Annotated in this window: 14 protein-coding genes; 6 read left to right on the top strand and 8 right to left on the bottom strand. The window is 70.0% G+C overall.

All coding sequences use genetic code 11. The features are described 5' to 3' along the window. Positions 1 to 51: 51 nt before the first annotated feature. The gene (locus JOD67_RS13870) at positions 52 to 1,398 is read left to right on the top strand and encodes a zinc-dependent metalloprotease (protein ID WP_205117857.1); all 1,347 of its coding nucleotides are present in this window, start codon (positions 52 to 54) and stop codon (positions 1,396 to 1,398) included. Then, a complete protein-coding gene (locus tag JOD67_RS13865) occupies positions 1,395 to 1,943 on the top strand; it encodes an NUDIX hydrolase (RefSeq protein WP_205117856.1) in 549 nt (182 codons plus the stop codon). Before JOD67_RS13870 ends, JOD67_RS13865 begins: the two co-directional genes overlap by 4 nt. Here the strand turns inward: JOD67_RS13865 and JOD67_RS13860 are convergent. Further along, positions 1,909 to 2,085, bottom strand: a complete 177-nt coding sequence (locus tag JOD67_RS13860) for a hypothetical protein (protein WP_239553839.1) — start codon at positions 2,083 to 2,085, stop codon at positions 1,909 to 1,911. The genes JOD67_RS13865 and JOD67_RS13860 overlap by 35 nt on opposite strands. 132 nt (positions 2,086 to 2,217) lie before the next feature. Here JOD67_RS13860 and def point away from each other — a divergent pair, with 132 nt between their 5' ends. Further along, a complete protein-coding gene (gene def, locus JOD67_RS13855; protein ID WP_205117854.1) occupies positions 2,218 to 2,802 on the top strand; it encodes a peptide deformylase in 585 nt (194 codons plus the stop codon). Positions 2,803 to 3,080: 278 nt separating this feature from the next. Here the strand turns inward: def and JOD67_RS13850 are convergent, their stop codons facing one another. Continuing rightward, positions 3,081 to 3,506, bottom strand: a complete 426-nt coding sequence (locus JOD67_RS13850; RefSeq protein WP_205117853.1) for an ester cyclase — start codon at positions 3,504 to 3,506, stop codon at positions 3,081 to 3,083. 60 nt (positions 3,507 to 3,566) lie between these two features. Between JOD67_RS13850 and JOD67_RS13845 the strand changes: the two genes are divergently transcribed. Both JOD67_RS13845 and JOD67_RS41900 read left to right on the top strand, forming a co-directional pair. Then, positions 3,567 to 4,223 (top strand): TetR/AcrR family transcriptional regulator, encoded by a 657-nt coding sequence (locus JOD67_RS13845; protein ID WP_205117852.1) that lies wholly within the window; start codon positions 3,567 to 3,569, stop codon positions 4,221 to 4,223. A 117-nt stretch (positions 4,224 to 4,340) separates the two neighbouring features. Beyond that, positions 4,341 to 6,059 carry an inositol monophosphatase family protein gene (locus JOD67_RS41900; protein WP_205117851.1) on the top strand — a complete coding sequence of 573 codons (1,719 nt, stop codon included), beginning with the start codon at positions 4,341 to 4,343 and terminating at the stop codon, positions 6,057 to 6,059. Here the strand turns inward: JOD67_RS41900 and JOD67_RS13835 are convergent. The 5 genes from JOD67_RS13835 to JOD67_RS13815 form a co-directional block, all read right to left on the bottom strand. Continuing rightward, a complete protein-coding gene (locus tag JOD67_RS13835) occupies positions 6,033 to 7,388 on the bottom strand; it encodes a cytochrome P450 (protein ID WP_205117850.1) in 1,356 nt (451 codons plus the stop codon). The genes JOD67_RS41900 and JOD67_RS13835 overlap by 27 nt on opposite strands. Beyond that, on the bottom strand, positions 7,373 to 8,467 hold the full coding sequence (locus JOD67_RS13830; RefSeq protein ID WP_205117849.1) for an alpha-hydroxy acid oxidase: 1,095 nt from the start codon (positions 8,465 to 8,467) through the stop codon (positions 7,373 to 7,375). Before JOD67_RS13830 ends, JOD67_RS13835 begins: the two co-directional genes overlap by 16 nt. Beyond that, positions 8,464 to 10,023, bottom strand: a complete 1,560-nt coding sequence (locus JOD67_RS13825) for an NAD(P)-binding domain-containing protein (RefSeq protein ID WP_205117848.1) — start codon at positions 10,021 to 10,023, stop codon at positions 8,464 to 8,466. Before JOD67_RS13825 ends, JOD67_RS13830 begins: the two co-directional genes overlap by 4 nt. A 97-nt stretch (positions 10,024 to 10,120) precedes the next feature. After that, positions 10,121 to 10,918, bottom strand: coding sequence for an amidohydrolase family protein (locus tag JOD67_RS13820; protein WP_205117847.1), 798 nt, complete (start codon positions 10,916 to 10,918; stop codon positions 10,121 to 10,123). Then, on the bottom strand, positions 10,915 to 11,625 hold the full coding sequence (locus JOD67_RS13815) for an amidohydrolase family protein (RefSeq protein ID WP_205117846.1): 711 nt from the start codon (positions 11,623 to 11,625) through the stop codon (positions 10,915 to 10,917). The genes JOD67_RS13820 and JOD67_RS13815 overlap by 4 nt, the downstream gene beginning before the upstream one ends. A 75-nt stretch (positions 11,626 to 11,700) precedes the next feature. Between JOD67_RS13815 and JOD67_RS13810 the strand changes: the two genes are divergently transcribed. Beyond that, positions 11,701 to 12,213 carry a DinB family protein gene (locus JOD67_RS13810; protein WP_205117845.1) on the top strand — a complete coding sequence of 171 codons (513 nt, stop codon included), beginning with the start codon at positions 11,701 to 11,703 and terminating at the stop codon, positions 12,211 to 12,213. A 137-nt stretch (positions 12,214 to 12,350) separates the two neighbouring features. Here JOD67_RS13810 and JOD67_RS13805 read toward each other — a convergent pair whose 3' ends face one another. Further along, positions 12,351 to 13,442, bottom strand: a complete 1,092-nt coding sequence (locus JOD67_RS13805) for an ISL3 family transposase (RefSeq protein ID WP_307782728.1) — start codon at positions 13,440 to 13,442, stop codon at positions 12,351 to 12,353. Positions 13,443 to 13,453 lie beyond the last annotated feature (11 nt).

The raw sequence follows: 13,453 nt of genomic DNA, 5'->3' as shown, positions 1-13,453 counted from the left end.
CGCCGTTGCCCGAACGCTACCGCCACATTCGCCTTCCGGAGGTGGACGCGCATGAGTGACCAACCGGGCGGCGGCGCATCCGGCGACGAGCCGGAGAAGCGCCCCGAGAACCCGTTCGCCGGGACCCCGTTCGAGGCCTGGGGAGCCGGGGGCGGTGCGGCCGGCGGTGCAGCCGGCATGCCCGACCTCGCCGCGATCTTCAGCCAGCTGTCGAGCATGATGGCCTGGAAGGGCGGGCCCATCAACTGGGACCTCGCCACCGAGACCGCGCGGCAGACGATCCGCGAGTCCGGTGACGCCTCCCTCACCGCGGCCGAGCGCGCGACGATCGACGACACCGTACGGCTCGCCGAGCACTGGCTGGACGGCGCGACCAACCTGCCCGCCGGATCCGCCGGCCAGGCCGCGGCCTGGAACAGGGCCGAGTGGCTCGAGGGCACGCTGCCCGCGTGGAAGAAGCTCGTCGAGCCGCTCGCCGTGCACATCGTGAACGCGATGGGCAACGCGCTGCCCGAGCAGGCGGCCGCGGGGATGGGCCAGCTGGGCGGCATGTTCACCCAGTTCGGTGGCGCGATGTTCGGCGCCCAGGTCGGCCAGGGGCTCGGACAGCTGGCGACGGAGGTCTTCGGCGGTACGGACATCGGCCTGCCGCTCAGCTCGCTGGGCCACCCGGTGCTGTTGCCGGGCAACATCGCAAAGTTCGGCGAAGGCCTGGAAGTTTCGGCCGAGGACGTCCGCCTCTACCTCGCGCTGCGCGAGGCCGCCCACCAGCGGCTGTTCCGGCACGCGACCTGGCTGTCGGCGCACCTGTTCAGCGCGGTCGAGGAGTGGGCACGCGGCATGAACGTCGACATGTCCAAGATCGAGGGCCTGGCCAGCCAGCTCGACCCGTCCAACCCCGAGGCGATGCAGGACGCCCTCAACTCCGGGATGTTCGAGCCCGAGGACACGCCGCAGCAGCGCGCGGCGCTGGGCCGGCTGGAGACCACGCTCGCGCTCGTCGAGGGCTGGGTCGAGGACGTCGTCACGCAGGCGACCGCCGGGCGGATGCCGTCGGCGGTGCAGCTGCACGAGGCCGTACGCAGGCGGCGCGCGACCGGCGGGCCGGCCGAGCAGACGTTCGCCACGCTGGTCGGGCTGGAGCTGCGCCCGCGCCGCGTGCGCGAGGCGGCCCGGCTGTGGGCGGTGCTGCGCGAGTCGCGCGGCGAGTCCGGCCGCGAGGCGCTGTGGGAGCACCCCGACCTGTTGCCGTCGAGTGCCAACCTGGACGACCCGGACGGGTTCGTACGCGAGAGCGACGCGATCTCGGCGCTGGAGTTCGACGACATCGGCGACCTCGGGTTCGACAAGCCGAAGCCCGACAACGGCTCGGACAAACCAGACGAGCCCGCTTCGTGAGCCTGCACGCGGAGGCCATCCGTACGCTCACGAACTGGCAGGCGCCGAACGAGGACCAGGAGCTGCTCCGCAAGGAGTACGTCGACTACCTGCTGAACCACCTGGACGCGATGACGCGGGCCTCGCGGCCGGCGCACCTGACCGGGAGCTCGATCATCCTGGACGAGGCCGGCGCGCGGACGTTGCTCGTTCTGCACAACAAGATCGGCCTGTGGGTGCAACCCGGCGGGCACTGCGAGCCGGGCGACGAGACGCTCCGGGACGTGGCGCTGCGCGAGGGCCACGAGGAGACGGGCGTCGACGGGCTGATCGTGAGCCCGGAGCCCCTGATCCTGTCGAAACACTGCGCGCCCTGCGGCGCCGAATCGCACTACGACGTGCAGTTTCTGGTGACCGCGCCCGCCGATGCGAAGCTCGTGGTGAGCGAGGAGTCACACGACGTGCGCTGGTTCTCGGTCGACGAACTGCCGAGCGACCTCGCGCTCGGCGTGGACGAGAGCGTCCGAGCAGCTACCGAACGAGCAGCCAGACGATCAGCGCGATGACGAGCACGCCGACGACGATGCCGCCGATCAGCAGCGGGGTGCGGTTCGTCCCGGTCGGCTGAGCCGTCTCCGCGTCGCCCTTGGCCACGAAGGCCTGGAACATCTGCGTGTTGGCGCCGGGGTCCTCTTCGTTCTCGGGCATGCGGGAGACCATACCGGCCAGATCCCCACACCCGTTGTAGCTTCGCCGTGACGCGCGACCTGGTGACGGGGCGCGCGTTGGGGTCTCGTACCGTGTGCACCTCTTACTCGTTCAGCGAAGGAGCCAACGAACGTGGCTGGACTGCCGGACGGCGGGAAGGTGCTGCCGATCACGCGCTGGGGTACGCCGGTCATGCACCAGCGGTGCCGCCCGGTGACGGAGTTCGACGACGCGTTGGCCCAGCTCGTGGCCGACATGACCGCGACCATGCACGCCGCCGACGGCGTGGGGCTCGCGGCGAACCAGGTCGGGATCGACCTCGCGTTCTTCGTGTTCTACTGCACCGACGAGGACGACGTGCTGCACGAGGGCGTCGTCTGCAACCCCACGGTGGAGCTGCCCGAGGGACGCGCCCGCGACCTGGACGACTCCGACGAGGGTTGCCTGTCGCTGCCCGGTGCATACGTGCCGTGCGCCCGGCCAGACTTCGCGACCGTACGGGGCGTCGACCTCACCGGCGCGCCCCTCGAGCTCACCGGCACCGGCCTGCTGGCGCGGTGCTTCCAGCACGAGACCGATCACACGAACGGGATCGTGTTCGCCGACCGGATCTCCAAGCGGTGGCGGAAGAAGCTGTACGCCGAGCACGAGATGCTCGCGGGCGGCTACCCCGCCGACTGGCCCGTCTCCCCCGGCCCCGCCGACCACGCCAGCTGACCCCCGCCTCGTGCGCCCCCTTTGGGTCGGGGGCACCCCGGTCCCAAAGGTTGGGACCAGGGTGCCCCCGACCCAGACCAGACCTTCGCTGCACCAGCACCAAGGGGCCACCTCGACACCGGCCACCACGCCTCCGTTTGGATGAAGGGCACCTTCATCCAAACCGCCGACCCCCTCGCCAGCGCCTCACCGCGGTGATCATGAACGTGATCATGAAGCCCAAGCGGTCGTATGCGCCGGTCTGGCTTCATGATCACGTTCATGATCACGGCGCCCCCCTAAGTGGGCGAGGGGGCGAGGCCGAGTTGGCGCATCATGTCGAGGTCGTCGCGGATGCCCCAGTCCTCGGCGATCTTGCCGTCCGCACCGAAGCGGAGCACCCGCATCATGCGCAGCGCGACCGTGCTACCGGTGGCCGGGATGCCGCCGGGCAGCGGGCCGCCCTGCTTGCCGTGCATCGTCAGATGCAGGGCCACCAGGTCGCCCTCGGCCAGCGCGTGGTGCACCTCGTACGACAGGCCTTCGAACGTCGCCCGCAGGAACGTGATCGTCCGCCACACGCCCTCCGGCCCGGGCGGCGAGCCCGGCTGCGCCTCGTGCCCGATCCCATCGGGATGGACGATCGCCGCCACGTCCTCGAACGTGCCATTCGGGAAGATCTCGGTGAACAGCCGCACCGCGGCGGCCTTGTTGCGCTCGGACATGGTTCCCCCTCTAGGATTCGATGGATCCAAGCTTAATTCATGTCAGGTAGGTTCTACCGAATGACGGACGATGTCAAGAGCCGGCGCAAGTACGACTCGAGCCGGCGGCAGGCGCAGGCCGAACAGACGCGCGTGGACATCGTGTCCACGGCGCAGGAGCTGTTCGTCGAGAACGGCTACGCGGGCACGACTCTCGCCGCCGTCGCCAAGCAGGCGGGCGTCGTCGTCGAGACCGTCTACCGCTCGTTCGGCAACAAGGCGGGCCTGTTCAAGGCCGTCATCGAAGCGGCAGTCGCCGGCGGCGCCGAACGGGCGACCACGCCGCCCGAGGCGCGCAAGGCGATCGCGGACGTGATCGAGGAGACCGATCCGGCGACGAAGCTGGCGAAGTACGCGCGCACCCAGCCCGGCATCCACCGCCGTTCCGGACCGTTGTTGCGCGCGCTCGCGACCGCCGCCGCGACCGACCCGACGCTGGCCGAGCTCGCCCAGCAGCTCGACGACCAGCGCCGCACCGGCATGCAACGCTTCGCCGGCCACCTCACCGAGCAGGGCATGCTCCGCGCCGGCCTCACGGTCGACGAGGCTGGCGACATCCTGTGGACGATGAACGCGCTCGCCGTCCACGACCTGCTCGTCCTGCAAACGGGCTGGTCCCCCGAGCGCTACCGCGACTGGCTCGCCGACTCGCTCTACCGGCTGCTCGTCGCGGACTGAGCGTCCGGCGTTGGTCTTCCACGGTGCGAGCATCGGCGCCCCGACCGGGTAGCCGGCGCTAGGTTCGATCATGGAACGAGGAGGTGGCTCGCGATCTCGGAGACGATCGCCGCTGACGTGGTGTCCGCGCTCGGGCTCGACGGCCCGGACGCCGAGCCGATCGTCGGCGGCCGGGTCAGCAAGGTCTGGCGGGCCTCTCGTGGCGGCGCGCCAGTCGCGCTGCGCCAGTCGCCGCCGTTCCGCCAGCTGCCCGAGGTCACCTACGAGTGCGACCTCCTGACGACGCTCGCCGCGAGGACCGCGCCGGTCGCGGACGTCGTAGCAGGCCCGACGCCGGTGGACGGCTCGGTCTGGGTCGCGTTCGGCTGGGTCGACGGCGTACACCCGGCGGTCCCGGTCGAGGACCTAGCGAGCTACGGCCGGCTGCTCGCGACCCTCCACGACCACACCGCGGCCTCCGTCGCGACGTTCGGCCAACGCCCGGGCTGGGGCAGGCTCGACGAGTTCCTCACGATGCCGCGCCCCGGCGGGGGAACGATGGCGGAGATCCTGCCCGACTTCGAGCGCGCGTCCGGTGCGGCGGGAGCGTGGCTGCGGCGGCTGGCCGAGGACGTGCACGGGCGCCTGGCCAAGGCGCCGATCGGGTCGTTCCCGCGGGTGGTCGCCCACGGCGACTTCGCGCCGGGCCAGGTGCTCATGCACGACGACGGCGTCGCCGCGGTCCTCGACTGGGACTTCGCCCATGTGGACCTGCGGTTGGCCGACCTCGCGATCGCCGCGTCGATGGCGCGGCCCACCGTGGCCCGGGCGGCCACGTTCGTACGCGGGTACTTCGACGTCGCGGGTACGGACGTCGGCGACCTCGATCTGCTCGCGGACCTGCGTTGCGCGTTCCACCTGACCAACCTCGGCAACTACCTCTGCGCACGTTGGGCCCACGGCGCCGACATCGCGCCGCAGGTGAAGATGCTCACCGAACGGCTCGAGCGCGAGCAGTGGTGGGGACCGACGCTGGTCGCCGCGGCACGCGAGGCCGAGGCCGCAGGCACCCGATCGACGCCGGCAAGCCGGCCGGTCACCAGGGAGTCGTCCGACCTCGAGCTGGCGCAGGAGCTCGCCGACCGCGCGGCGGTGGTCGCGCAGCACTACTTCGAACGCGGCGTCTCCACGGAGATCAAGGCGGACGCGAGCCCCGTCACCGAGGCGGACCGAGCGGTCGAGCATCTCCTGCGGGACGCGCTAGCCGAGCTGCGTCCCGACGACGGAGTGTTGGGCGAGGAGTTCGGCGGCCAGGGCGAGAGCGATCGAACGTGGATCCTCGATCCGATCGACGGTACGGGCGCGTTCGCTCGCGGCTTGTCGAACTGGCGGATCCAGCTCGCCCTCGAAAGCGAAGGCGAGATCGTCGTGGCGGTCGTCGACGCGCCGGCGTTGGGCGTCCGCTGGTGGGCGGCGACCGGCACCGGCACGCACGAGCGCGCGACCGGCGGAGCCGACCGGCGACTGCACGTCTCGAAGACGGCGGCGATCGACGACGCGCTGGTCGCCCCGTACCCGCGGCAACTCGCCCACCGGCTACCGGCCAGCACCCGCCAACCGCACACGCCGTTCGGCCTCATCGACCTCATCCGCGGCCTGATCGACGCCTACTTCGTGGAGTGCTGCCACACCTGGGACCACGCGCCCTGGATCCTGCTCGTCCGCGAGGCCGGCGGCACGTTCACCGACCACCGCGGCGGGTCCGCTCCCGACCAGCGCGGCGGGCTGTACTCCAACGGCCGGATCCACCAGGACCTCCTCGCCGCGCTGTCACCGGCCCTGGGCACCGCTGACTGACGGTTCGAAGTAGCGCGCACACAGGCGCAGGCGGCGCGCGTCCCAGACCATGTACGTGCCCAGCACGAGTTGGACGAGGCTGCGCCACACGTCGCCCCACCGGTCGCCGAGGCGCATCGCTGCGAGTCGAATCCTCAACCAGGTCGGCGAAATCGACTGTCCGCGAGGCGAGATCAGGACCGGCGCGCGGTTGGGGATCGAGCGGGTATGAGTGGCCGAGGTGCGCAGCTCGTACCGCCGCAGCACCTCGCGGACGACGACGCGCATCGTGATCGGCGCGACGCCGCGGGCGGGGCAGGCGCGGTTCGCGACGATGCCGAACGGGATGAAGTTGACGTGGCGCGCGACGAGCTCGTCCCAGCGGTCGGGGTCGAACGTGTCCGCGTGGTCATAGCCTGCGCGGTGGAACTCCGGGTAGTTGAAGCACACCACCGAGCCGCGCGGCAGCGTGGTCGTGTCGTCGACGACGATCTCGTCGGAGGTGATGCGGTGCGCGATGCCGAACAGTGGATACATCCGGAATGTCTCCGAGATCACCTTGTCCAGCAGATCGTCGTCGTCAACCCGCGCTTGCAGGGTCGGATGTCGTGCCAGCACCATCAAAAGGTGGGCCATCGCCTCCGACATCTGCACGACGGCGGTGTTGAAGTAGGTCCCTTGGAGGTAGAAGGCCCGCTCTTCGTCGGTCATCCAGTCCGGAAGTTGGTGCCGAACGTCGTGCACCCTGGTCCTCAAGTAGCGGGTCAGGGCGTCGCGGCGGTCCATATGGCGCAGTCCGGTGCACTTGAGTGCGGTCACCACGTCGTTCGCGTTCCCGACGATCAGCCCGCGCGCCTCGCGTGGGCAGGGCTCCTCGAACACCACTTCGTAGTACAGCTCGGCCCAGATGGGCATCGTCAGGTCGCGCAGCTGGACGAAGGTGAGGCGGTCGAACCGCCGCTCGTCCAACACGGCCTGCGCGCAGCGCGCCGTCAGCTGCTCCAGCGGTTCGCGCCGTACAGCAAGGATCTTCCGCGTGGTCCGCGCGACCTCGTCGTACCGCTCCCCCGGCTCGAGATGCTCCTGGTGGAGGTGCGCGCCGGGGCTGAGCCAGTACCAGAACAGGTCCGACAGCGCGGCGCCCTTGCTGCGTCCGTTCGCCGCCGGATGCGCGTACACCTGCTGGAAACGTTCGACGGGAACGAGCGGTCCCGGGATCGCGATCCCGTCCGGACCGTTGATCCGGGCGAAGATCCGGATCCGCAGCGCCACCACGACCCGCGGCAGCCAGAACGGGAACGTCGCGACAACGGCGACGACGAGCACGCCGACGATCAGAGCCGGGACCATGACTCCTCCGGAGCCGGACGGACCAGCTCGCGGGACACCTCGAGGACGGATGAGCAACCGCACAAGGCCATCGCGCGGTCGAGCTCGGTTCGCAGGATCGACAGAACGTCGCCGACCCCCTGCTCGCCGCCGGCAGCCAGCCCCCAGATGATCGGACGTCCGAGCGCCACCGCGGTCGCGCCGAACGCCAACGCCTTGAGCACATCGGTTCCGCGCCGGATGCCGCCGTCCAGGACCACCGGGACGCGGCCGTCGACCGCCTCGGCGATCGCCGGGAGCAGGTCGATCGTCGCGGGTACGGTGTCAAGCTGGCGTCCGCCGTGGTTGGAGACGACGATCGCCGCGACGCCGTTCTCGACCGCGAGCCGCGCGTCCTCCGGGTGCGTGATTCCCTTCAGCACCACGGGCAACGAGGTCGCGGTGCGCAGCCAGGCGAGGTGGTCCCAGGACAGGTCGCCGGTGAACCCGATCGACCGCGGGTTGCCCCACTCGCCGGTCGGCAATGGCTCGCGGGTGTTCTCGGCGACGAGCAGCCCAGGCAGGTCCAGGAACCCGTTCCGCCGGTCCCGTTCGCGGTTGCCGTAGACGGGCGAGTCGACGGTCACGACCAGCGCCGAGCAGCCGGCGGCCTCGGCACGTTCGATCACGGCCTGCGAGTAGGCAAGGTCGGGTTGCAGGTAGAGCTGGAACCAGAATGCCGCGTCTGGGTTGGCCGAACGGCCCGCCGCGGTGATCTCCTCGACCGCCGTCGTCGCCGCCATGCTGATGATCGAGAGTGACCCGGCGGCCGCGACGGCTCGCGCGCTGCCCTTCTCACCGTCGGGATGCGCGAGCAGGTGGAACGCCGTGGGCGCAGCAAGGATCGGCATGGACAGCCGGTGACCGAGCACGTCAACGGCGAGTTGACGATGAAACGCGCCGCGCAGCACCCGAGGCACGAGGCCGATCCGCGCGTACGCCGACGTGTTCGCGCGTACGGTCACCTCGTCGTCCGCGCCACCGGCGTAGTAGTCCCAGATCGCCGGGTCGAGCCGCCGCCGAGCCTCGGCCTCGAAGTCGCGCAGTGCCAATGGGGTCATCGAGTGGCACCCTGCGGGACGTCGGCGAGCTGGCGCTCGAAGAAGGCGCGGAGCGGATCGCGGTGCGCCTGCGGCCTGTTCCACTCGTTCTCGAGGTTCTCCGCGACGTGGTGGACGCCGACCAGCTCGCCGCGCCGGTAGTGGCGGACGACCGGGTGCAGGTACGCGGCGTCGTGCGCGACGCCGACCTCGTCCTGCTTGATCCGGCTGATCGTGACGTCGAACGGATCGTACTTGTCGTGGTCCGGGCCGTACTCGAGCGTGATCGTGAACGCGTCGGCCGACTGCCCGAACGCGCTCTCGTGCACGTAGCCGACCGGGACCTCCTCGTAGTACTTGGCGCCTCCCTGGTCGCAGACGATCAGGTCGGCGAGCACGCCGAACTGCTGCCAGAGCGCCGAAGTGCGGTTCACCCTCTCGAGGGTGTTGTCCATCAGCACGGTGGGGTCGGCGGCCAGGACGAGGTGCGGCCACTCGGTGTCGTGGTAGCGCTGGTCGAGGATCTTCGCGAGCGCGCGGACGCCGTACCGGAAGCCGTGGATGAACCCGTTCGTGCCGTGTTTGAAGTCCCGCATCTGCGTGACGGTGCCGGCGAAGTAGAGCCCGTGGATGTTCGTCGACTCGAAAGCCGCTGTCTGGTTGGGGAATCGGTCCTTGATGACGAGCTCGGGGCGGCAGTCCTCGTCGAAGATCGAGTGGTCGAAGCGGAAGCCGGTGCAGACGAGCACCCGGTCGTACCGCAGGTCCTTCTTCACCTCACCCGCGCGGACGAAGCTGAACGTGACCACGTAGCCGTCGTCGGTACGCTCGATACGCTTCACATCGCCGTCCAGCAAGGCGTTCTGCGACTTCAGCTGGTAGGTGTCGAGGAAGTTGTTGTTGACCGCGCGCAGGTGCCCGACGAAGTGCGTCTTCCACGACATGTTGATCGAGCTCGGCCCGGCGACGTGGATGACCGCGGTGGTCTCCATCAGGTTGTCGGCGGTCTCGAACGCGGAGTTGCCCTTGCCGAGGATCAGCACGCGCTGGTCGACGAAGTCCTGCGGATCGGTCGGCATCGTGGTGTAGAGCTCGGCGGTCTCGATGCCGGGAACGTCGGGGAGGTACGGCTTCGACGGTCCGGTCGCGACGATCAGTCTCTCCGTCTCGTACGTATCGCCGTTCTGGTCGGTGACGCGGAACCCTCCGCCGTTCCGTGAGACCTGGACCGCGCGGGTGCCGTACCTGATGTTGACGCCGGTCTTGACGGCGAAGTCGGCGAGGTAGCGGACCATGTCGTCGGCCTGCGGAAAGTACCTGGGTGTGTAGCGCGTGAACAGCAGGTCGGGATCGTCGGAGAGCAGCGAGTTCCAGTCCATCCGCAGCCGCAGCTCGGGGTCGTCGTACCCGGTGTGCGGCTTGTTGATCGAGATCAGCTGGCGGTGCCGCGGGAACGTCTTGAAGAAGCTGCCGGCAGAGTCGCCGGCCTCGAGCAGGAGGTAGTCGCGGTTCGCCTGCTGCAGGTAGTACCCGATCTGGAGTCCAGCCGGCCCGGCCCCGATCACCAGGTACTCCATGTCGCCTCCTCGCCGCGCAGGGGGACGCCTGCGGAACGACGCGGCATCCGCCCCGCAGGCGTCTCGCACTAGGACACGGACGGGGGCGGCGTTGGGTTCAGGCCGGTTTCGTCGCCTGGTCGAGGACGGCCGCGATGTTGCCGCCGAGGATGGCTCCGCGGTCCGCCTCGTCGAGCGGGGCGAACAGGACCCGACCGAGGGTGAGGCGGAGGTCGAGGAACGGGAAGTCCGAGCCGAACACGACGCGGTGCGCGCCGAGCTCGTCGACGAGGTGCTTGATGCGTTGGCCCGTACCGAACGAGCCACACAACTCGAGCAGGATGTTGGGGTGGCGCCGGGCGACGTCGACGATCTCCTCGTAGCCGGGACCGGTGGCGCCGGCGTGGCCGGCGAGGAGCGTGAGCTGGGGATACCGTTCGGCGACGGCGCCGATCTCGTCGAGCCCGTTGTACTGCGAGCCGTGCCAGCTGTGGGTGAGAACGGGGAGCCGCTGCTGCTCGGCGAACGCGTACACGTCCTGGTAGCGCGGGCTGGTGAGGGCGTACTGATGCAGCTCGGGGTGGAGCTTGATGCCGACGAACCTACTGTCGTTCGCTCTGGCCTCGAGCTCCTTGAGCGGGTCCTGCCAGGGATTGACGACGAAGTAGCCCTTGAGCCGTCCGTTGGTGTCGTCGACGGCCCGCGCGGTCTCGTCGTTGCCCTTGCTGGCGTCCTCCTGGATGGCGCGGTGGCTGGAGAGGATCGCGGTGTCGACGCCGCAGCGGTCCATGACGCGGACCATGGCCTGTGGGCTGTGGTCGGCGATGAAGAACAGGCTGTACGGGCCCAGGTGGGCGTGGGCGTCGATGATCCTGGTGTCTTCGAGCGGCTGGCGGCTGAGCACGGCGTCGTTCATGCGGCGGCCCGCCCGATGGTTTCGACGGTGGCGTCGTCGAGCTCGGACCAGAGCAGCCTGGTGACGGCCTCGCCGGGATCGCGGGCGGGGTAGCCGGTGCCGAAGACGACGCGGTGGGGGCCGTACGTGGCGGCGAGCCACTCGAGGGCGCCGTGGCCGGCGAGGTAGGCGGTGTCGACCTTGACGTTGCTCGTTCGCTGGAGCACGCCGGCCGCTTGGCGGAGGGTGCGGTAGCCGAGGTCCTGGACGACGAGCTCCAGCTCTTCGTGCTGGCGGGCGAGGCTCTCGATAGCTGGCCAGCTGGTCTGGGCGAGGCTGGTGTAGATCGTCAGTCCGGCCGCTGCTGCCTGCGCGATCGTGTGCGCGATGTCCTTGCCGTCGAGTGCGAAGCCATGGTCGAGGGGGTAGAGGCGGATCGCCTGCACGCCTGCTTGGGTGGCTCGTTCGACGACGTTGGGCGTCTCGTTCGTGGTGTCGGGGAGGGCGACCCAGACGGGGCTCAGGCGGGGCTGGTCGTGGACGAGGTCGAGCAGCTCGCGGTTGCCGGTCTCGGGATCGTGCAGCCAGGAGGCGACGTTGCCGACGAGGGCCTTGGCGATGCCGCAGCGGTCCATCGTGTCGAGGAGCGCCTGCGGAGAGCCGTCGTGCCCGACGTCCTGACGCGGGAGTCGCCCGAGCAGCACGTTCGTGTCGATCAGCTCCACCACGCCGCCCAGCCTTTCGGTCCTGCCCCGAACCTGTCAATTCCGTCGCCGCACCCGGCCACCTGGGACCATTGCGACATGACCTGGATCGCGCCCGAGGTGGATCGGGGACACCGGACGGACCTGGCGTGCGGCGAGCGGGAGATGCTGGACGACTGGCTGAGGTTGCGCCGCGTGTTCTTCCTGCGCAAGTGCGCCGGCCTGACCGCCGAACAGCTCCGGACCGCCTCGGTCGAGCCGTCGAGCCTGACCCTGCTCGGTCTGCTGCGACATCTGGCCGAGGTCGAGCGGGAATGGTTCCGGGAGAAGTTCCTGCACGAGGACCTGCCTGCGCTGTACCCCGGAGGCGGGTTCGACGTCCTCGCCGACTCCGACGCCGAGGCCAGCTACCGGACCTTCCTGGACGAGACCGCCCGCTGCGACGCCGCGGTGGCACACCATGACCTGGACGAGCTGGCCGATGACGCCAAGGCGCCGACCGGCAAGGTCAGCCTCCGTTGGATCTACATCCACGTCATCGAGGAGTACGCGCAGCACACCGGCCACGCCGACCTCCTCCGCGAGCGCATCGACGGCGCCACCGGCGCCTAGCCGCACCGGGCACAGGGAACTTCATCGTTGATGGGCGACTCTGGCCTGTGAGGCGTCGTGGTCGCCTTACCCGGCAAGTGGCCCCATTACCTGGCGTCTACCCGGCGTCATGGGGCCCCTGATCATGTTTACAGGCTCTACGCAGCCAAGCGTGGTGTGCGGTGTCTGATGTGGGTGGCTGCGGGTTTGGGTGGCCAGTCTATGTCGGCGCAGGCGAGGAGGATGCGGGCGCGGTAGTTGGTGAAGCTGCGGAAGCCGAAGCCGATGCGTTTGATCTTCTTGATGATGGTGTTGGTGCCTTCGGTGGGGCCGTTGCTGGCGTAGGGGTGGTCGGCTCGGGCGAGGATGGGGTCGCGCCACTCGGTGAGGGTGTTCGCCAGGGTCGCTAGTTCGGGGATGTCGTCGTGGTGGGCGTAGTAGCGGGCGTCGGCGATGAGCCGGTCAAGGCGTGCGGTGACCCTTGTTTTGTTGGGGAAACGCTGCCTCGCCGTGGTGTCGACGCGTTGGTAGAGGTGGCGGAGGCGGTGGGCGATCTCCCAGGTGGCGCCGACCTGGCCGGTGGGGTCGTGGTCGAGTAGGACGGTGCGCAGTCGGGTGGCGCGGTGTCCGTCGGGGGTGAAGGCCTCGGGTTTGCTGCGCAGCAGCCGCAGTGTGTCGTGCAGGGGGTCGCCCTTGCGGCCGCGGCGGCCGAGTTGGTCGAACTGGACCCGGCGGCGGACCAGTTCGGTCGTGTCGGTGCCGAGTTTGACCAGGTGGAAGGCGTCGAGCACCACGCTGGCCTGCGGCAGCCCGGTCCGTAGCCCGGACCGGTAGGAGCGCAGCGGATCACACACCGCGGCCTGGATACCGGCCCGCCAGGCCGGGTCCCGGTGGGCGAACCAGTCGGACACGATCCGGCCGGTGCGGCCCGGCAGCACATCGAGCAGCTTCCCGCGGCCGACGTCGACGATGGTGGTGCAGAACCGCATCCACTGCACCGGCCCACGGGCCCCGAACACGTGCTCATCGACGCCGACCGCGGTCACCGCACGCGCCTCCGGTGGCCGGCGCAGCGCCTTCGCGGCGGCCACGACGGCGGTGTTGACCGTGCCCCACGACACACCGAACTCCGCGGCCACCGTCGCCACCGCGGACTGGTCCTGACCGACCCGGCGCACCGCCTCGGCCACCGCCCGCTCGGTCATACACCGCCGCGGCCGAATCAGCTCACTCGTCTCAGACCACGTCACCGCCGTCGCCG

Source organism: Tenggerimyces flavus (genome assembly GCF_016907715.1).
Classification (GTDB): Bacteria; Actinomycetota; Actinomycetes; order Propionibacteriales; family Actinopolymorphaceae; genus Tenggerimyces; species Tenggerimyces flavus.
This window is presented reverse-complemented; position numbering and strand designations above follow the sequence as displayed.